The following is a 22,921-nucleotide window of genomic DNA, read 5'->3' on the forward strand; positions in this document are numbered from 1 at the left end:
GATGATTGAACTGAGCCGTACCGGTAGCCAGCAATCCGATCTGCCCACGGTTGAGTACAGCGTCGAAATCGTGGCTCAACACGCCAACTCCGTCAATCGACAAAGTTGCCACATCGGTGCTGGTGGATAGTTGCAACTCAGTGGTTACAGAAATCGGCGCAGTTGTCGCGCTCGCTACGATCGTCCACTCATCATCACTAGCAGGCGTTTCCTTGACGACTGTCGCGATGACGAACTTGCTGGTATCGGAATCGTAGCCAGCGAACTTGTACGTCACCCGACCGCTGTTGGCCACGCGATAGTCAAAGACGATCCCAGCACGACCATCGACTACGGAATCAAGGTTCACCAATGCGCGATAATCCAACCATAGGCCTGGGTTCGTCGCTGTGGGTGCGGTTTCGGGAAGTGTTCGCACGGAAGCGGAAGCCGCTGAACCGACAAGTTCTAAGTTCTCGCCAACGATTTCGCTTTGATCAATTACGGGACTGAAGCGATTGAGCGTTTCCATGACGGCGAAATCAAGATCGCCGCTGCCGAAGAGTTCTTCCGTTGTGCGGAACGGCTGTCCGTCAGCTTGTTCCACCAAGTACAAACCGCTTTCGGGAATGTCGCGGTTGGTCAACCACTCAAACCCAGCATTAGGCAACGCTGCCGAGCGGGGTGAACCGTAGAACGTGTAGACACGACCGGCGTTCGCATCGAACCCGTTTGAGAGTCCGATCGTGGAATTCGCTCCACTCGAAGCCACTAATAAGTCCGCAAACCCATTTTGATCGATGTCCCACATTGGTGTCGATGACAAGATCCCAAAACCATCGCCGGTCGCTTCGCCGCTAAGCGTTGCATCAGCTTGGGACAGATACCGATACACTCCGTTAGAATCTTGATTGAACGTGTCACGCCCTTCAACCGACTCTTGCAGTGATACAGCACCCAATCCGTAAAACACGCTTACACTGCCGCGGTCATCCAGTAACGTTTCGCTGCCTGATGCATCAACCAAGCTGGTACTCGGCCTCCCGATGGCGACATCAGTTCGCCCATCGTTGTCAAAGTCGCCAGCGTTGACGAAAATCCGGCCGCTGAGCCACTGGTCTTGCGGCGAGTCAATTCGGATCTCGGCCAACCGAGCATTAAGAGTGACAAATCCGCCGCCAGCCAATTCAGATCCAGGTGCATTGTGGAATACTTGAGGAGTTGCCGATTGGTAGCTCTTGGTTCCACTGATGATATAAACACCACCATCAGTGTGCGGACCGATAAACAGATCGTCGTCTTTCTGCTGATCTTTACTGACCGCGAAATCACCGAAACCATCCTGATTCACATCGCCAACCGCATGTGGGTAAGCCAAGGCAAAGTCCTGCCAAACGAACACATCGGAAGTCAAGTCAATGGAAGCCGATGAATTGCCAACCAAGTAGGCGCGACCGACATTAGGAAGCCTCTCTGATCCAAACATATGGAGGAACTCGGCGTAGCTTGAATCCACAAGTAGCAACTCGTCCCCCGGCGTCGCATCCACATCGCCGACGTTAACAAACCTATAGGATGAATTTGACGGTTCCAGCGTGAAGTTGGGCGGCAAGCTAGCGGAACCAAATTCGTTACTTCGATCCGTCGTGTCGGCCGTCAACGTGGTCAAAATCGTCGCTGAGTTGACATCCAATCCCGCGCCGCTGTAAACGTGACCTAGTAAATTGGATCCGTTTCCAGTGCTAGCGATGAAGGCAATGTCCTGTCGTCCGTCGTTGTTCCAATTGACCGACTCGATTCTTGTTCCTGACAACCCCGAAGCGAGCGTGATCGTTTTTGATGGGCTCGCTTGAAGGACTTCGCGTGATAAGCCTGAACCGCCACTATAGATTTTCAGTGTGTTCGTACCACTCAACACCGCGATGTCTGCAGCACCAATGACGTCACCAATGAAGTTACCAATCGCAATCGCGCCCTCGGTCGCTGTGCCCACTCGGTAGATCACGTCAGCTCGCCCGCCGATTCGGTAAAGCTCCTTGGAATTCGTCAGGTCATTGCTGCTGTCGAAATTGACGTCATACGTCCAGTCTTCGCCACGAACACGGAAGTCCTTGACGGCGTCGCCGTTCAGGTCGGTGGTGTCGATGCGGAATTGGCTACGTGGATCGACAGGACCAAAGAACACATAGGCGTTGGCGTTGTCGGCGAATACATAGTCTGCTTTGCCATCGGCGTTGAGATCGCCACTGCCGACGAATCGAGCCAGCGGTGAATTTGCGGTCACCCCATCCCACGCAAATGCATCTTCGACGACAGGTTCAATGCGCACGGCATCGGCTTGCAACCGTCCAATCGCGCCGGCCTTCAGGAAGACTCGCAGGAATCCGTCAACGACTTCGACGACCATGGATTTGCCGCCATTTTGACCAGCAGTTCCGGTTCCCGCTTCTTTGAGTTGATGCCATGAGGTGCCACCCCAATGACGATCGCTCGGCGACGCGAGTTGAGTCACTGACTTTGCGCTAGTTCCATTGGGTTCGTTGTCAAACGGATCCGTCGAAACGGAATAGATTGCTGACGCGGTACTGTCGCTTTCCGCCGTCCAAGTTGTCTGAATCGTGTATCGACCATCCGGTAAACCTGTAAACGTCCAGCTCGCGAAAGGACTTCCTAGTGTCGCATCGTCTTCGCCGTTGCTGCCGATGCGAACCAGGCCAATTTCTTCTGAGCGTTCCGGATCGAATTGCAACTTTCCAGCGAATAGGACGCCACCTGATGGTGTGACCACCGCTTCTTTAACCACAAAACCATCGAGCTGATCGATCGCAACGATTCCCGAGTCACCAAAGCTCACATCAGGTAGACCGGCTGAGTCAAAGCGAAGCTGAAGATTCGTTGCGGTTTCATTGGTGAAGTCGGTCGACTGGAGTGTTATCTGAGGAGACGCAGCGCCGGTAATCACCAGGTCAGGATTGTAAAAGTTGCCGCCGGTGTATTGCGTCAACTCCACGTAGCCAGTCGTGTTGAACGTAGTGTCCAGAGCACCGGCGCTCGTTAGCTTCATCAAGAACGGGTAGCTAGTTTCGGAGAACGAAGTCGCATCGTAAGCACCCGAGACGAAGAGCGAACCGTCGGACGCTCGTTCAAGATGGCGAGGAGCCATGCGCCCCGTTCCAAAGCCAAACTCAAAGGCTCCGCCCACTCCAAATTGGGCATCCAAAACTCCTGCCGAAGTCAGTTGCACGACGGCGACATCGCTGTCGAGGCTATCCACTCTCTTTTGAATCAGCAGAGCCAGACCGTCGTTCGATGTGAACTGGAAATCGAGGATAAAGCTTCCCGCCGGTATCGAGTAGACGCCATTGGACGTCCACACCGATTGTCCGCCAAACGTTGAAATCGTTCCATCGGACAACACTCGTGTCAGCGTCGCGACCTTGTTCCCGCTTTGCATCGCTTCGCCAAAGACAAAAATGTCTCCAGATGGCGAAACGCGAACCTGTCGCGTAGTGACATTTGACAGTCCCGCGGTGGTATACGCGGGATCGAGGTCGACGGAGAACGTGTTGTCGCGAACACCGTTTGCATCAATGCGATTGATCGACTTGCCGCCCGCGAGATAGTAACCGCCCGCTTGATCCTCCATCAAGAATGACGCAGACACGCTTTCCAGCGCCGCCGTACCCTCAATGCCCCAGCTCGAGTCTGCACTGCCGTCGGGCAAGAAACGCTTAACGCTCAGCTGAACTTCGTTTGTCGTAAAGTCATAACCAAACTGCGACACAGCGATTCGACCTGTCGAATCGACTAGGGTATCGCCTAAGAAGTTGTATTCCAAATCGGTGGGAAGGGAGCTGAACCCGCCTCTTGCGAATTGATGTGAGGGGCTACTTTCACCCGACGCATAACCGCTGGCAACAGATTGCCAATTTCCGCTTGTGAAGAAGTTAAGGCTCGTGTCGTCTACCAACGTTGGTCCCACCACACCAAACTCGACACCAGTTTGCCGAGGACGTGAACCTGAGAGTGGATATGCCAGTGTCGAAGTGTAAACGCTTGATGCCTCGAGCCGAGTCATCGGCATTGCACCGGGTTGGTCAGGCGTTCCAGGGGCACCATACGGCATATAGCTGTTGGAAGGATCCCCAGAATTGCGTACTCCACCGCCATCGAGTTGCCAATTGCCGGCGATGATGTCGTCACCATCTTGTCCGAGTAAGATGTCGTCACCTTCGCCGCCGAAGATCAAATCGCGACCCGCGCCGCCGCGAATGAGATCATTGTTAGCACCGCCGTAGATCCAATCATTCCCCAGTCCACCATCGACTTCGATCGAAGCGAATGCAGTGGCCCTCGTTTGGATGTCGCCGCGATAGATGCCGTAGGATTGACCACCAAGGATCAAACCAGGATCGGCGTGGAACACGTCAGCTCCGTCGCCCAATTCGACTAAAGTTCGTTCAACGTCCTTAGCCTTGAAGAATGCGAATTCCTGAGCGTATTGGTCCGCGTCGTAAGGATCTTGCACAAACGAATTGGAAAGCATGTCCCAAACTAAGGTCGTGAACTTGTGACGATGCAAGAATCGATCATATCCAACGACGACATAATCACGAATCGGGTCGCCCTGATTGTCCAAACTACCACCGACGTACAACACTCGATCGTCGCCAGCACCGCCAACGAACAGATCTGCGGTCGCTGAGTCACCAGGTCGACCTGTCAGAGGATTGACGGGCAGCGTGTCGGCGATGATTTGGAAAGTGTCGTCGCCTTCGCCGCCAAAAAGCAGGTCTTCAGCTTGTTGGTCCTTACCACCGGACAGGACGTCATTGCCGAAACCACCAAACACCCAATCTTCGCCCGAACCACCCGCTAAGCGGTCGTTACCAGTGCCACCAATGATGACGTCACGGCGTTCGTACGTTGACTGGTTGCTGAAGTCGATTGGATTGTTTCGTCCGTAATCAAAATCAGGACGTTGCTGCAAACGCTGCGATGTGACCGAGAAGATTTCAAAATTGGTTGCTGCACCCAGATCAAACTCGGCGCCTGTTCCAGCGTCCGTTTGATACGCTTCGGACGCCACGATCACTTGCAAGAAGTACTTGCCCTTCGCCAGTCCCTCAAAGTCCAAAACCGCGCGACCGCTGGAAACCCACTCAGGGTGCTGATCACTGTCCTCGCCGTCGGGAAGCAGATCCTCCAACATTGTTTGCGTGCGCAAAACATTGCCGTCTTCATCAACGAGTCGCAGTTCGAGCACGTTACTAAAGTCAGGTGTCTGATCATCTTGGTCGAGCGATGCGACCGAGCGGATGCCGATGCCCGAGCCGACGGTGCCGGTTTCTTCCAATGCTAACGAATACCAAGCCGATGGATTTTCACCATTAGAAACGACACCAACCTGTTGACGTTCGGGCTGGAAAGTCAACAAATTGTTGATCGCATAGGCCGAAGCACGATCCACATTACCGACTGGCTTTTGCTGGCCGATACGGGGAACGATGGAATATCGTGCTGGACCACCCGATACCTGCAAGAAATATTCGCTGCTGGCTTGCTGGAAGTACTCGAAATTTGTCCCGCTACCGATTTCGGAGACATCCAAGGCAACTCCACCGCCAATCTCGCGAACGGTCGAGAACGTTACCTGATTTTGCCGCGCGATCGCGGTGACGGCATCCGGTGCCCAAGGCGCAATCTTCACGTTGGTAATAGAACTCTTAATCGCCTGAGCGATCTCACTGGCGGACGCAGTCAGGCCGAAGTCTTCCTTGGTGACCGAGTTCACCGAAACTTGAATTTTCTGTTCGTTCGAAGTTGTTGTGTACTGCGAAAACTCAATCAAGATCGTGGGCTCAGCAACCAATAGTTGAGTCGTTGCGCCGACAAGTCCCGATGCGTCGAGCGTCAACCCATCGAGTCGTCGCCCTGAACGCAGGCCGATCACGGGTCTGCTGTTGGCTGCACTAGGCAGACCCGCATCGTCGCGGAGTACTACTTCCAGCTCACCTGGATAAAACACGGACGAACCACCCATCGTGTAGAGCGCCGACGCGATTGCCGCAGCTTCAGCGTCAAAGGCGATCGGCGTTGTCGTCTGGCCACCATACGACAACGTGTACGTGCCACCCGAAGCGCCGTCGATTTCCAATCGCGCGTAACTGCCTCCATCGAGTTGGAAATCTGTTCCATCAAGTGATGCTGCATCGGTTGACGTTGGCACCACGAGACTGGTCAACGGCAAAACTGAACTCAGCGCACCGCTGACCATTTCAGCGGTGCGGAACGCGCCACCAGGTTCATGGACTGTGGCCGAAACCGTGGCCGTAGGCGTGTGCGATAGAACTTCCAGGGATTGCCCGGTGCTGGCTTCCAATAAATCAAACTGGAACCAATCGACATCGGCAGCGTCGGAAAGCGTTAGGCCTGTCGCTTCAGCGATTTGGTGAATGGCAGCGAGTGGTTTCGTCGATGCACTAGCGGCGGCCTGCTTGGAATCATTCGGTTCCGCGATGTCGGTCGACTGAGCCAGTTCGATGCCGATCTTGTACTCGGTTGGTATCGCGCCCACGGAGAACACTCGCAAGTGATACGTCTTGTCCTTGACCAAGCCGACGTCGCCCAGGTCGATCGGGCTGTCGCTCAGGCTAGGATTGATCGAACCAGGATTGGTTTGTCGCATCGCCAACAAGGTATTGCCGTCGTAGAGCGAGTAGTCCAAGTTGACGCGGTTGATTCCCGATACGGATTCGACTTCGAGCAAGTCGCCCATCAGCGCATCCTTGCTCAGTTGGAACTTGTACCAATCGACGTCTTGCTCATCGCTTCTCGCGCTGTCAAAGGTCAGTCCTTCAAACACTCGGCTACTATCAAGCGGCTCGATAGGATCAAGCGGTAACGTGATTGAGCCTGAAGAATTTAGCGCCGTCGATTTGGCTTTCGTGTCGTTGCGATTGCCAAACGGATCAGTTCGATCGGGCAAGAATGATACTTGAGGTTCGATTTGTACGGTGTCGTCGCCGGCTCCAGCATCCACCCAGACCGTTTTCTGCACGGTTTCGCCAACCGTGATCGTGTCATCGCCGCCGAGCGAGTCAATGATGATCGCCAAAAAGTCAGCTTCGGGACCGAACACTTTTTCGACGATGTCGGTGGACGTGACACCAAAGTTTTCAAGCTGCGTGATTGTTGAAACCTCTTGACCAGGGTTCGCGGCGCTGGGACGCACGCGAACGTTTTCAGCCAACAACACATCATCCATACGACTGTGAACCGCTTCGTCGTTACGATCAAACGCCGAGAACGAATCGAATCCGTTGAATCGTGGATCAAACGATCCCGTCGTGCTGAACGTGACTTGGTGACGCCCGAACAACGGGTTGTAAGGGTTGGTGACATAGTTGATGTCGATGTCATCGTCGCCTTCCGAACCCGCCAGATACCACGCAGCATCGGTGCTCTTGGCGTATTGCTTCCAAGCGTCATCCGTCGTCAGGTCGTCTTCACGATTTCCAAAAGGCGTGCCGTGGCGAGTGACAAGGAGGTCACCGTTCGTACCGCCGCCGCCATTGCCGTACAAGAAATCGAGCCCCGTGCCGCCATACAACACATCGCCAAAGCGAGTTTGCGAAACGATGGCTGGGTTGTCGCCGATAGCTGACGACGGATTGCTGCTACCGAGCATCCGGTTCAGGCCAGTGTCTTCTAACGTGCGGTTGGGTCCTGGTTCGTTGTAGAGGATGCCCGCCGCATCGACCCACACGCCAAAGGTTTCACTTGGACCGTCGGTCAGGAAATCGTTCAAGTCACCGGTGACAGGATCAACATCGGGATGCTGCGACCAAGCGAACAAGTGATTGCTTCCACTGCCGCCGATCAAGTCATCGTTGCCTCGCCCAGCAAATAGCACATCCGTATCGAGCAATGGGTCACCGTTAAAGAAGTCACCCCAAATACGGTCGTCGCCGGCGTACCCATAAAGCTGATCGCTACCCGGACCACCATCAATGCGGTCACGACCGGCGGAACCACGAATCAAATCGTCCCCGGGTCCTCCGCTGATGGTCGTGTGCCACGGCTTGCCAGGTGTGCTGTCGACTAGCTGAGCGATCGAAGGCGCGCTTAACGTCACCGCGAGATCATCGTCACCCATCAAGCCGGAGACTTGGAACTGTTCCACGACGGGGTTCCCGGCCGCGTTTCGCCAAGTGACATTGAAATCTCGCGATAGCCCACCGACAGGATCGCCTGAGCCGTCAAGCACATCGAGGTGAACTTGCAGTTGCGGATTGCCAGCCGTTTCGGTGATCCAGATGCGATCGTTTTCCTGACGAACGTCGTTGACGAACTGACGGTCGCCTTCGACCAGCAGAATGTCGACGGCGCCATCATCGGGCGCATCGTTGTGAGTGAAGTTGCCGTAGTGACCATCGAACGAATCGCCCAAGTTCGTGTAGCGAGTATCCACGTCCAGCACCATGATGTCGACGCCGCTGCCACCGTAACTGCTGTCGTTGCCGTCCATGCCTTCGAGCCAATCCGAATCGGGCCCACCATATAGCACGTCCGGACCGCCACCGCCGTAGAGTTGGTCTTGACCAAAACCACCGAGCAAGAAGTCGCCACCACCGCTAGTTCCCGCCGATTGGCTGCGCGCGTACAGTGGCCCTTCGACATAATCGCCATGCAAGAAGTCGGCACCGACCAAGGGCTGCGAAACACTGTCACCGATCATCAGTTCACGACGCAAATTTCCATACAGCAAGTCACCGTCGCTGCCGCCGATTAGTTCGTCGCCCCACTTGAGACTCTCGGTTGCCGAATCGTAGGACGGTGCAAAAGCGTACAACGTGTCAAAGCCGGGACCGCCCCACAGACGTTGGCCTTCTTGTTTGCCGCCTGCATCACCAACATCGCCAAAGAGCAAGTCGCTGCCTTCATCGCCGTAAACTTGATCAATGCCAGCGCCACCGCGCAGGATGTCGTCGTTAAACCCGCCTCGCATCACATCGTCGCCATCGCCACCCAAGAGGCGGTCGTTGGCGACTCCACCGTCCAGGTAATCCGCACCGCCACCGCCATCGACGATGTCTTCATCGCCACCGGCGAACACCCAGTCCGTGCCTTCACCCGCAAAGATTTGATCGGCACCATCGCCGGTTTGTCCCGGCCCCGTTTGGCGTCCGTTGACACTGACCGAAGCGAGTAGGTTTGGGGTGATGTGCGGCGCCTGATATCGGTCTCGTCCGGTTAGTGCGACCGCGTAGTCTTCCGCTGCAGTGAATCCACTCGGTTCAACTAGGTTTCCAAAGGTATTTGCATCGCTAGCTTTCATCCAGGTGAACGATGTAAAGCCGCTGCCAAGATTCGGATTGAAGTTCACCAGCCATCCAAAAGCGTTTTGAATGTCAGTGATGGTTGGCACCGTCGTGAACGAGCCGATGCCCCAACCCGCCAGAGCATCCGAAGGCAAACCGCCCCAAATCACGTCTTCGCCATCTCCGCCATCCAGCACGTCGTCGCCATCGTCACCGACGATCAAATCGCGACCGGATTCGCCTCGAACCAAGTCGTTGCCAGCACCTGCAAGCAGGATGTCGTCGCCACCGCCGCCGATGATTTGATCATCGCCAGAGCCCGTTTGCACGAAGTCCCAACCATCGCCAGCATTGACCGTGTTGTTCCCATCCCCGGCAAAAATTAAGTCGATCCCGTTCCCAGTGATGATGACATCGTCACCACTGCCGGTTGAAATTGCATTGGGAACGAGCACGTTGGCATCGCCCTTGCCAAGCGTTAGTGTGTTGTTACCGTCACCCGCGACGATAACCTTTTGCCCATCGCCGAGCGTAATCACATCATCGCCCGCCCCGGTCGTGACATCTGCATAACCGTTCCCCGCCGCGACTTGGTTGTCTCCTTCGCCAGCCTGAATCACTTTCGTGCCGTGGCCGACGCTGATTAGGTCGTTGCCGCTGCCACTGGTGATGGTGATCGTGCCCAAAACGACGGAGCCCGTCGTGATCACGTTGAGTCCATCGCCCGAATTGATTGTTTTCACACCGTCGCTGGTGGAGATCGAATCATTCCCACTGCCGGTTGTGATGCTTTCCCAACCGAGACCGCCGGTGATGCGATTGTTACCTTCACCAGCCAAGATGGTTTGTACAACCGCGTCGCTTCCGCTTCCCGCATCGATGACGTCGTCACCAGTGCCGGTAGTGATGGTGTCGATACCAACACCCGTCTTGATCACATTCTTACCATTGCCAGCGTGAATGACATTGTCCCCGTCACCAGCAAAGATCGTATCGTTTCCGCCAAGCGCGGTGATTAAGTCCAGTCCACTGCCGGATACTACGCTGTTGTTACCAGCACCGACGGAGACGATGTTGGCACCGTCACCGGCTTCAATCGTGTCGTGACCTGCACCAGCATAGATTTCATCGCTGCCGCTCCCTGCGTACGCTCGGTTGTTGCCTTCACCCAGTCGTACGACATTAATGCCATCTCGCGCGTACACCACATCGTCGTCAACGCCGGTTTCGATCGTGTCGTTACCTTGTCCGCCGTAGACGGTATCGTTGTTCGTTGTGCCGGCCGGTGGAGTGCCCGGTGAAGGATCGCTAGTGATCGTGTGAGTTTCATTAGCAGCACCTATGTCGTCGATCGTTGCACCGATGGCGATTAAGTCGCTACCCCAACCGCCGAGTATCTCGTCATTACCAGCGCCACCGAAAATGCGGTCGTCGCCATCACCACCGTGACCAAAATCAATGCCACTACCAAGATGCATTTCATCATCACCGTCTTGGCCGTACACGATGTCATCGCCAGCACCCGCATCAACTCTGTCATTGCCACCACCTGCATAGATAACGTCGTTGCCGCGATCGCCCTCGATAATGTCGGCCCCCTTGCCCTGCAGTCCTGTGACATTTAAGTCGACAACAGTCCCGACGTCGCCGACAAGAACATCATCGCCGCGATCCCCCAATAATCGGTCGTTCCCATGTCCGCCAATGACCGTGTCATCATCAAAGCCACCACTCAGGTTGTCGTCGCCCTCGCCGCCATCAATGCTATCGTTGCCCCGGCCCCCTTCGATCACATCGTTGCCGTCATTGCCTAGGATCGTATCGTTGCCGAACCCACCCTCGATGCGGTCAGCTCCGGCCCCACCTTCAATCAAGTCATTGCCATCAAGCCCAACAATCAAATCGCGACCGCTACCACCGAAGATCGTATCCAGGTAATCAGAACCGGTGATGTCGTCGTCACCGCCACCGCCGTACACCAACCCACCGTGATTGCCAAGCTTAATGATGTCTCGCCCGTCGCCAGCGCCTTCATTCAGACTGTCGCCGTAGACAGTCGCCGGACCATCAGAGGCGATGACAATTTGATCGTTGCCATCGCCGCCGTATGCGGTCACGCCCGCCGTGATGCCTTCCAAAATGGTCAAGCGGTCGTTGCCGCCCTGGCCTTCAAACAAAATCGCCGTCACGCCACTGTGCATTTCTTGTCGTCCTTGCGACGTTACGATCACATCGCCAGGGTTCGAGCCAGGTGCCACTGTGAACTGATCCGCATTCTGCGATGTCACAAACGTCAAAAGCCCCGCGCCATCCTTGTTCGAGAATGCTGGCGGGCCTTGGTCATCGGGACGATCCAAATTGAACGGCAGTAGAACTACTTCCGCCAGTTCCATCTCGTCGCCGGCGATCACTTTGTACTTGCCAAAAATCCTGATCCCAATTTCATAGTAGGCGAACAACTTCGCGGAAAGTTGGCCACTGACGTCAAAGACGTGAATCGGACCGAGCTCGATATTGTCTTTCAGTTCGTCGAGGCGAATCTTTCCATCGCCCGATTGATCGTGAAGGTCGAAGGACACGTCAATGAAGATACCGCCACCCACGCCAGCACGGGCGACGCCGAGATTCAGTTCAAGTGCGGCCTTGAGCGCACCACTGAGCGTAACTTCGGGAACGTCGGCGCCTGAGCCATCGACGCTGGCCGTATCACTGATAAAAAAGCCCTTACTGATCAGGCTCGGTTCGCTGTAACCACTGGCTGCATACTGTCGCAAGCCGAACGTGTCGTAACCGAAGTTAAAATCAATCGCTGCTGCAACGCTGCCCGTGACTCGTGCTCCGATCGGTCCCCAAATCGGGAAGAACTGGCTGTATTCAAAACCTGCACCAAACGATGGCATGTCGTACCCGAACAGGGTCACGTCTTGACCAAGCAGCAAGCCGAATGCGCTCGCTGGGTTTTCCAAGATAGGAAATTTGAATCCACCACCTCCAGAGAATCCAACGCTACTACTAAAGGCATCTTTCTGCGATTGACTAGCCGAGGGACTGGTAGATATCTGCGAAGAAATGTCCTCGACCACCGTGTCGAGAGGCACGATCTGGCCACGACCGCGTGAACTAAGCGCCAGCTTGCCATCGACATTGAACGATCCCATCGGTATCCAAGCATCGCCATCGACGCCTTCGAGAAGTTCCGCCAAGTCGCTAATGTCACGTGCTGCGTAAATGAATTCGTTGTAGTCGCCGTAGCCGAAGAAATCGGCTAGGTCCAACAGCGTCACTGGGCCCGCCAAGTCACTGATCACGGGTAACGGATCCGTCAACACTTCGATCACCGGGCGTACCGGATCGATCACTTGGTTCACTCGGTCGACGATCGGACCCAAGAAATCACCCAGGAACGCACCCAGGTTCATTTCTACTGCGCCGAAGCTGACCTCCGGTGCCTTCGACAGATCGCTAAAAGCGTTGATCGTCCAGTTCAAACCAAAATCGGTTCGAAGTTGAGGGAAATCCTCTCCCACATTGGCCGTTAACGTCCAATCGACGATCACGGCCTTGTTGCCAGCAAGCGAGCCGGTGAACGTTGGCGTTTGGATCGACGAGAAAATTTCTCCCAGTTTCAGACGACCATCGGCACCTGGATCGAGATCAAACTTCAACACACCACCAGCAGCCGTGGTTTGATTCTCGACCATCAGCTTTAGGAACCCAAGGTCGACGTCAAATCCATTGTAGGGCGCGTTGGCGTTCGGATCCCAAAGTTCAACATCAAATTGAAAACTCAGATCGTCGTTTTTGGTTGGATTGAGCGCAATGTAAACCCCCTGACTCTTGTCCAAACCGATACCAACGTTGAATTGGTAGCTCGCCGTCATTCGCAGACTTAAGTTGTCGGGAACCTTTAGACCCAAACCCGGCAAACCCAAGTCCAACTTCAAGTCACCTAGCACGATCGTGTCGCCCAGCGGCAGGCTGTATTCGACATACTGAGGAACCGTGCCCGGACCGACGTCCAGCCCGACAGATCCAGTCAAGTGTGACGTCAATCGTTGTTCGAGCTGTAAACGCAATTGCTGAGCACTCAAACCCGCTGGATTGAGACCACTGAGCTGATCGCTCAAACTATCGAGCAACCGAGTGACGTTGTAGAGTTGATCACCGATCACAGGCAGCTTGATCTTCTTGACCTGCTTGGAAACCTGAGCTTCCATGAGTCCGATCAGCGATTCCCAACCGTCCAAGAAAGCGCTCAAGTCTGTCGCAGGATTAAAATTGGCGAGCGCCGTCGAAAAGTCTGGCGTCGTGACCGTAAACGACGAGGGGTTGAGCAGGTTAGGTGCCGAGAGCGTGATCGATCCGACGGGATTACTGACCGTGGGGAAGAACGTCGGCAGGTTCATTACCGCACCACCGGCAAAGCTGGTTTGCAATGCCGATGCGGTCAGGTTCGTCAAGTAACGACGACCATCTTGCACGGCGTCGTCTTGAACTCGAGCGGTCAGTTTGGCTGGTAACGTGCTTGGCCCAGCACCGTCGGCGTCCAACACCACCGAACCATTGCGAATATGAACGCCAAGCGGTCCGACCGATGCCGACATGTTGATTGGCCCAGGCGTGGAAACCTTGGCGGTCAAATCGAACTTTGTGCCCTGGTCTAGCAACCCTGTGCCGGTGTCGTTGGTGTACAAGAACGGTCGCAGGTCGTTGGGGTTGGATAAGTCGACACCTAGAGCCAACGTGAACGTTGCCCGCGCGTCCCCGGATACTTCTGCTTTGCCCTTCGCGTCAACGAGTGGTCCGAGATCACCACCCAAGTCAAAGTTCAGTCCCAGCGATTGAATCGTCATTCGGTTCCAGCGAAATACAACTTTCAATGCGTTGTTTTCAAATGCGATCGCCAAATCACCGCTCGGAACTGCGAGCGTTGTTTCAAGGGCTTGTTCCAAGTCCTGCAACGATTCGATCGCCCTATTTTGCAGGTCGTCCAAACTTGACTCCAGCTTGTCAGCAAAGGCCAGCAAATCGTTGATGCTGGTCTTGGTGCCGGGAATCGGATCGTTGAGCGCAGGCGTATCTTCAAACGATCGCAACAGATCGACCAATCGGCGCAGCGCATCAAGCATGCTCGGCTGATAGATCGGATCGCCGTCGATACCATCGTCGACGCTGGGGACGTCCAGGCCGAGCAGTTCCAGCATGTCGGAAACTCCGCCAGCGGAAACGGAAAACGTTCCCGTTGATGGTGTCGTATTATCGCGTAGCACCAACGAAGTACCGTCAAGACTGTAGTCAACCGTCACTCGCCCTGACGTTTGGCCACTGATCGCATCTCGTAGATTCCCAAACGTCCAGACCACTTTCCTGGCGACGCCGTTGGCATCGGGATCCACGGCTTCAAGATTTACGCTGGCCGTCGATCCATCACGCAGCGTGAACGTCAACTCGGGATCAGCAGCAATCGGATTCAAGTCGATTGCTTCGTCAATCACGTCCTCGATCGACAAATCGTCGTTAAGTCCAATGCCTGAAAAGTTCTTAAAACCCTTCAGCGAATCCATGCCGCGCAGGTGTACGACGGGTTCAGTGCCCTGGTGAATGTTTTGCCACGTCACCGTCGCTCCCGCATTGCCTGGCAAACTAGTGAGCCCAGGGATATTGCTAGCCAGCGTGATTGGCAAATCGAGATTCAGACTGCACTCGAGTTCCGGCAAGCCGAGCACGTCTTCCACCGAAACTCCATCGGCGTTGTTGTTGGCATCGTTGGTGGCAGCGACCATTTCGCTGATATACAACCGACCGTCACCGCTGGGGTCCGTCAACGTGAACTCAATTTCAGCGGTCGCCTGTCCGTGACCATTCTCGACGGCAACCTCCACGAAGCCAAACTTTGCGGTCGCGTCAATGTCCGATGCGGTTGCCTGAACGAGTACCTTGGCGCTAAAGTCTTCGACGTAAAGCCGATCAATCATGGATCGGCCGTGCAACGGGCGCCCCCCGATCACGCCGTCGTCGTCATCATCTTCACCGAAAATGCCCAAGATGATCGACGCCTTCGATCCATTGGCACCTGTGACTTTAAAACGCCCCTGGTTGTCTTCGTCTGCATGGGTCGTATCGGCCAGAGTCAAGCTCGCCCCGTCGGCCCCGATCGCGACACTCACGCGCGGCGAACTCGTTGGCGACAACTTCGACGCGTTCTCAATCGCTGAAATCGCATCATTGATTGTTGTGGCAGTTTCTAAGTCGACCAGGAACGTGGATTCGTCGGTCAGCTCGATCTGCAGGTGATGTCCGAACTTCTGTTCATTTGAAAACCCTAGTCGGCCAAGCGACCCTTTGGCGGTTTCGAGTTCACGTAGTTCCATTGCAGTGATCGAGGATCCACCGGCGCGAGCGATCGTCAACTTTCCTCCGACCATCGACACGCTCACTTCGCCCGCAAACGACGAAGATGCTATGGCTGAGGAAATCGCACTGCTGACGTCGCCGGCCAAGTCCGCCAAGCTCGCATTGGTGGAAGTCGAAGCCTTCGTCACGGTGACCGCGAATGGCGTTGCGTTGAGAATCAATTCAAACGGGACATCGGCACCAAGTTTTCCAGAAAAACTACCGCCGTTATCGTCGAGCGATGACACCAAGCCGGTTTCAATTCCGCGCCCCCAACTAGCAAGGTCAACAAGAGCATCGTTGGTCGAAAGCGTGTAGCCGCTCCCTAGAGGCGTCAAATCAATACCGAACGTAAATGAACCTTCGGCGCGGCGCGAAAGCTGAACTTCAGAATCTGTATCAGCGATCGCCAATCCACCAAACGAATCTTTCAGTTGAATGGGGACGGTTCCCAACACCGATTCACGCAGGAACGGAACGGTAAGTTCGACAAAGTCGCCTTCGAAGGCCAACCATGATGCTGCCTGTCCGCTAGTGAAACCAAAACGCTCAATGCCAGGTGTTGACTGACCGTCCGCATTTCGCACACCAAATGAAAGAATCGCAGGCTTCGTCGTTCGCAACGAGATCTTTCCGTCGACAACTTCAGCGACCAATCCGCCCGCATACGAAGTGTTGCTAGTTGCGACTGCGAGTGCCGAGTTGAGATCAATCGCGAGCGCTCGCAGCGACGTGTTAGTGGTTGTGGTCGCGAACGGAACCGTGACACTGAACGCTTGATCGTTGATGTCGACGACAAAGCTAGTATCGTTAGCAAAGCTAAACACAGCCGCCGCTGCATCAGCCGCCAGAGACAGACTGCCCAGCGTTTCGGCCAACATCTCTTCGAGGTCTTGCAGCGACTGCAAACGCAATTGGTCAACCGCTTGCCCGTTGCTGAAGCCAAGACGTTCAACGCCAGGCGTCGCTTGACCATCTTCGTTGCTCACTCGCAAACTTGTCACGTCCGAGCCGACCGATCGCAAAGCCAACTTTCCTTCGACCACAACGACGGTGACTTGCCCGTCAAAACTTGACTCGTCCAGCGCGGCTGTGATTGCGGCGTGCAGATCCGAAGCCAAGTCGTCGATCGCTTGGTTGCCTGCCGTTACCGAAGGCAACAGTTCGACATCAAACGATTGCCCATTCACTTCCAGGACAAACGTGGTTACATCCAAGAATGCTTTCACCGACTGAGGCTTCGACTCGGCCACCATCTGAACTTCGAGGAACTTCTCGAGCAACGCTTTGCTCAATTCTTCCCCCACATCGCCAAACTTGCCGAACGAACCTCCGCCAAGTGGCAGCGGGTTAGTGAACGAGCCCGTGTTGCCGAGCCCGCTTAGCCAACTACCCAACTGCTGAGCCGCGCTGGCGACTTGCTTCATGTCGAGGTTCTTTATCTTCTCATACAGCGCAAGCAGATCACCCTTTGGCTCAACCTCCACCTCCTGGGGCGTTCCCTCTTCTTGCCCGTTGCTGAAGCCGAGCTGATCGAGCTTTAAGAAACTAGATCCGGGAAGATCCGAAACTTTGACCAACACAATCTCGTTGCCCGTGCCTACGATCGCGAGCTTGGAACCGATCGCAACGGCTGATACCTTGCCGGCGTAGACGGACCCAACGAGCGCCGCATCAATGGCAGCGTTCACATCAGCAGCCAGCGAAACGATGTTTGAATTCCCAATCGTTGACGAAGATGGGACCGTTACCTCGAACGTGTCGGTCGGTTCAACACCCAGAGTCAATGCGAACTTCGCATTGCTGGAAAAGTTCGATGTCGATATCGGTGGCGTCTCGGCGACAAGCTTCGTTGTATTAAGCCCCAGGCTTAACCAGAACTCCCCTGGGATTGGTTTTCCAGCAATCGTCGTTTCATAGAACAAGACACCATCAAGATCACAAGCCAGAGTGACGGAGTAGTCTTCGCCAACGACCAGTGTCTTTAAGTCAGCAATCGTAACCGCATCGCCATCCATCAGCTCGACATCGAAACCAGCGGACGCGGCAATGTAGCTGTTGTAGTCGCCGGGGTTGGTTTGCGTTCCCGTGTCGATGATCTTGCCTTCGAGAACGCTCACGTTGGCATCCAGCGTGACCGTATCGACCAACACATCAACATCGGCTCGGAACTCGTTCAGCGTCAGCGACAGCGTTTCCTTCCACGGCAAGGACGACTTCGTGTTCCAACTCACATTGAAATCCAGTTCTCCGTCAAGAGAGACGGCGGTTGTCACATCGCTGGAAATGGAAGTTTTCAGTTCGGCTAGAGATTCGGTGAGGTCGAATTTACGATCCCCCGTGCTGCCCGATCCGTCCAAACGAAAATGCAGATCAGCGATTCCGGTTTTTTTATTGAATGTCGATTGCGCGGAAGCCCCCCACGAAGTCCAACCCGCCTTAAATTCATCCTGTCGCGCGGTTGCTTTACCAAAATCGAGATTGATCGTGACCGCTTCGTCATTACCGGTCGGCTGAAAACCTGCGAACGACAATCGCGACGACGCACTCGTATCAATCGCGTCGGTCGAGGCGTTGAACTTGATCGTTTGCCCGCTGCCGATTTGAATTCCGCCAACAACAAGATGAACTCGCCATTCGTTTGCGGTTTGCGTCTTCACGAAGAACACGTCGGCTTCGTGAGCCGTTGTCTTGGAGTCATAGATGTTGATCTTGCTAGTAAAGCTGAAGGTCGAAGCGTTAGCCGGATCAAAAGCAACCGACTTGGACGGCGAGTTCTTCGTCAGGTTCAGAGACCATTCAACGTCTGTCTTTTGAAACTGTTCGGCCAACAAGATCAAGTCTGCGCCGCCACCGGTTGCATAAGACTGAATCGTCGACAGAATCGAACCGGGGCTCGATGAAGTCAGTAGTTTCTTTAGGTTCAGCGTCTCTGCCAAAGTCGCTGGCGAGTCTTCGGATGCGTCTTCTGGATTAGCTTGCGACTGGTCTGCACTGCCAGATTCCACAAGCGCCGGAATCTGCTTGTCGAGTTCGGTGTCGATCAACTTGTCCAAGAACTCCAGCACTTCCTCTAGCGAGTCTTGTAGCTCTTCGTCCAGAACGGGTTCAGGCAACAGTTCCACGAGCGGTTCGGGAGGTGCAATACGAACGTGCAACAAATTTTCAAATTGAGCGTCAGCGACCGCGATGGGTGTGCTGCGCCCCGCATTGATGACGCTGGCAAGGGCCTGGGTTCCCACGACGACCTCGGCGATCGCAACTCCGTCGTGAGCATTAGCTTCGAGCAATTCCACAAACGCTTTCACTTCTGACGAATCAACGCTGGCGGAAAGCGAGAAATCAGCAGCTAAGCCAGAATCATGAGCGGAATGCGGAACCCCGATCGCCAAGCCGATTGAGTTGAACAAAGACGCGCTCGTCGTTGAGTCGACTCTCAAGGCACTGCTGGACGCATTGCTGCGCAATTTCAATCGGCCTTCATGAACGGAAGCCGTAAACCCGTCGGCAGTCGCGTTGATATGCGTGGCGATCGCGTTTGCGCCGCTAAGTGCTGACGGAAACGCGATGCTTTGGCTGGTCGTCGATTCACCAACAAACACCTTCAACACACTGCCCGCTGGCACAGTTGGGGCGACCACCCGACCGTTGATCACGCCAAGGGGGTCGCCGCCATTGTCAGCGCTCAGCGTTTGAACTTCGATCGACATCGCCAGCGGCGCCGGGCCGGTCTTGGCTGCGTCGCTGGCCGCGACGATTGTTTCGGTCAACCAATTCGTCGCATAGAAACGCGGCGGTGTGCTGAGAGGAAAAACGCCCGACATGACGTCGTAATGAGTGCCATCGGCAAGAAACGTCCAGACTGGCCCGTTCACCGCGTTGGCGTAGTTCGCTGCTTCGCCGCCTAGCGTGTCTTGTTCACGCAATTCGATCTCGGTCGACGATGCGGCGAACAGCCCGGTGGCGTGTCGCGTGTGGACACCGACGATTCCGTCCACGACCAACGCCTCGCCGTTTTCGTCAGCATACTGATGATAACGAAGACGCTGTTGCACTTCGGCTATGTCGCGCGGCGATGCGGCCTGGGCGGCGACTCGTTCCAAATCGTTGATGCGTCCGGCGCCAGGGATGACTTGCACATCCACAAAACGACCTTCGTACAAACTTAATTGCTCGCCCGATTCGGCTAATACATAGTAAGTGTCGCTGGCTTCGTGGCTGATCAACCATTGACGTTGCAGGGACGACGCGCCCTGCATAATCTCACGCTCACGCACCGTTGAACCAAGAGGCAGAGTTATGATTTCATCGCCGAGCGAATCTTTAGGCAAACTCACTTGAATCTCGGCTAACCGAGACGCATCGGTGGGCAAATGATTGATTAAGTCGTCAACCAAATCGGGCGAGTTTGCCGGACTGACGCTGAGCAATGCGTCTTCGCCCACGCGATACCAAACTCGCATGGTGCCTTGAAACCCGCGGTCGCTGGCGTTTGCATCTTGACTGATCGACGATAACGTCGGTGGAGCGATCGAGAGACGACCGGTGGCAGTAAACAGTTCGCCTAAATTCCCCTGCTCGGCTTCCAATCGATTAGAAAACAACACGTAACCGATGTCACCAGAACCATCACTGAGCGCATGATCTAGCCGTATCGCGTGCTCGCTAACACCCAATGGAACTCCGATTCCCGTCGATGGCGAGAGCAAATCGTAACCTGCGATTGCGAAGTTCGTTTCACTTGAGTCAATTTGTTTTAGATCGAGCGAAATCAGATCGCCGGTACGTCCGCCGTAAGCCAAGCCCACATTGTCAAGATGGACCGTCGCTTCGGGAGCCGCATTAACCGGTGGATTGGAATTTCCATCGATCGGTGTCTTGATCCGAAAAGTCAGAGTGAGCGACTCGCCGCGCAGCGATGTCGGGACAAACAGTTGTTGGCGAACGAAGCCGGCCGTTGCTTCACGCAGCAAGAATTCACCAAGAACTGCATCACCTAACAGCACTTCCAACGTGTCGTTGATACATTCGGTTTCGACTCGCATGTCGAAGTTCAGCACCCCGGCTTGCGGATCCACGTAGAATGCATTGTGAGTTCGCTGGTATGAGTTGCTGCCAATCAGCCCGCCGTTGCCGAGAACGAGGTAGGAGTTCGATCCATTGGTTGCGATTTTCCCATCGCCTCCGCCACCGTGTTGGGACCAACCGGCAATCATTGGGTCAAACGGAGTCAGACTGATGTCCTGAAAATCGCCGTTGACAATCTCAGGCTGCCATTGGATCGGCGCCCGAAATTGCTCATCGATCGGCGGTGTCAGTACGGCAGGCACCGTGTACTGATGGTCTTGTGTAGCGTCGTGAAAACGGCCTGGCGGACGCACCGTCGTGCTGGCCAGCGCCGCCGGCCCGAGGGTTGGATTAGCGACGCTCGAAAAGCGATAGCCATACGACCGAGCATCGGTGTTGATGACTGTTCCACGATACAGGTCTGACCAAACATTGGAATGCGAAAATGGCACAACCACCAGCGGATCATTCTCGACATTAACGTTGTAGGCGCCAGGGATGGGACGACCGTTAGGCAAGCCCACTAGTTCGTTTTGGTAGTACACGTCGGCGAAGGCAACGTTATCCCAAACGGTTGCTCCATAGCCGGTCGGCAAATTCAATGCGAATTGGTTATCGTCGATCGGCGTTCCGGGTTGATCGAAATCATGTGGATCCAGGAACGTCACCTGATCCACGTTCACGCCGTAGCGACCGAGTCGTTCAATCGCTTCGGTCGTGACAGCAGAACCAAATGAGTGAGCAATGAAGTGCAGTGAAACTTCTTGATCACTAGCTTTGGACGGATCGACAAGCCCGAGTTCATTCAACATCGAGAACAACGCGTCTCCTGCCGCCTCGGTCCAACCCGATTCTCCTTCGTTGGACTCTGCTGACCAGTCAAACAGCAACACAACGCTGCCATCAGAATTCGTGTCGGTGTCCAAATTTGTGTCGGCCAACTTTTGCGGCAGCTCGCTAAGCTGAAAATAGCCTCGAGCGTTTTCTCCAGGGACGTCATAGTCGACCAACCAACCGCCGGTACGATGTTGGATTGCGTCGGCTAGACTCGCCAACGAATCACCACTAAGCCCACCGAGTTGAAAACCGTGCGTGACCACTGTGACATGACGGATCTGTCCCGCTTTGACTTCGGCAGCTAGCTTGCTGAGTGAACGACCGTCGGCAACGGCCATGTCAAGCGAATTTGCAAAGTCTTCCTGCGCCGTAGGCTCGACCCATTGTTTGAGTAAATGCTCGTAGGTTCCCCATCGCTCTTTCACCAACGCAAAGAGCCGCTGGAACTCATGTTTGGTTTGTAAGTCAGCAAGCGTTTTTGCTTCATCATGAAGCGGATTCGTCGCATCGCTTTTGTTCAGATCACTGTCGAAAACCGACACCGTGTCGGGGCTGCTGTCGGGTTGCAATAGAAACGTACCGGAGACTACGGCTGCGTAACGATGTCCCGATGCTTCGACCCAAGCGATCTGTAGATCCCCCTGACTACTTGACTGACTAAACTTCCCAGCCGCGGAAACGCTACCGAAAGGAGTTTCCAAATCACCAAAGAGTTCGTAGCCAGCATCCTCCGCCAACATCACACCTTCGTATCCCAGAGGCATCTCATCGGCTGAAGCCTGCAACGTGAACGGACGGAGGTCGTTCCAATACGAGTAGCCAGTCTCAATTAATGAGTTTGCCTCTATGTATCCCCCCTGAATCAAGTCGACCCAGTTCGAGTGCGCGTAAAAATCTTGGGCTGCATGTAGGATTCGCCCGAAGTTGGCAGCGACATTCGCCCAATCGGGGGAGTCCGGGTTGGCGGCCTCGACTGCGCTTATATACCGCTGGTTGATTTGGGCCGCGGACCCGGTGAAATTGTTGCCGTGGAAGTGGTCCCCGCTGTTGGTGACCAACGTTGTCTGCTGAGCCTTATTCGAAGCCGCTATCGCATTTGTCACGTTGGACTTTAACGCACCTGATTGCCCTTCGAAGACAGCACCGCCAATTGAAAGCTCCTCGTGCACGCTGGCGGCGAAAAGCAATCGCCGATCTTCCAGTGTTTCCCAAATCAATCGCCGTTTTGCCAGCCGGGATTTGACAGTCATGATCAAACTCGCACCCACGATCGAACATCTCCCGTGGGGCGTGGTCAAGCCATGAGAGGGCCGTGTCTTTAG

Annotated in this window: 1 protein-coding gene (cut by a window edge); it reads right to left on the reverse strand. The window is 54.9% G+C overall.

What is annotated here, in order from left to right; all coding sequences use genetic code 11:
* Nucleotides 1-22,849, reverse strand: the 5' portion of a protein-coding gene (locus tag Pla22_RS18925) for a LamG-like jellyroll fold domain-containing protein (protein ID WP_146516298.1). The gene continues 20,003 nt to the left of window position 1, outside the view; only the first 22,849 of its 42,852 coding nucleotides appear in the window; the start codon lies at nt 22,847-22,849; the stop codon falls past the left edge of the window.
* Between the last annotated feature and the right edge of the window lie 72 nt (nt 22,850-22,921).

Source organism: Rubripirellula amarantea (assembly GCF_007859865.1).
Classification (GTDB): Bacteria; Planctomycetota; Planctomycetia; order Pirellulales; family Pirellulaceae; genus Rubripirellula; species Rubripirellula amarantea.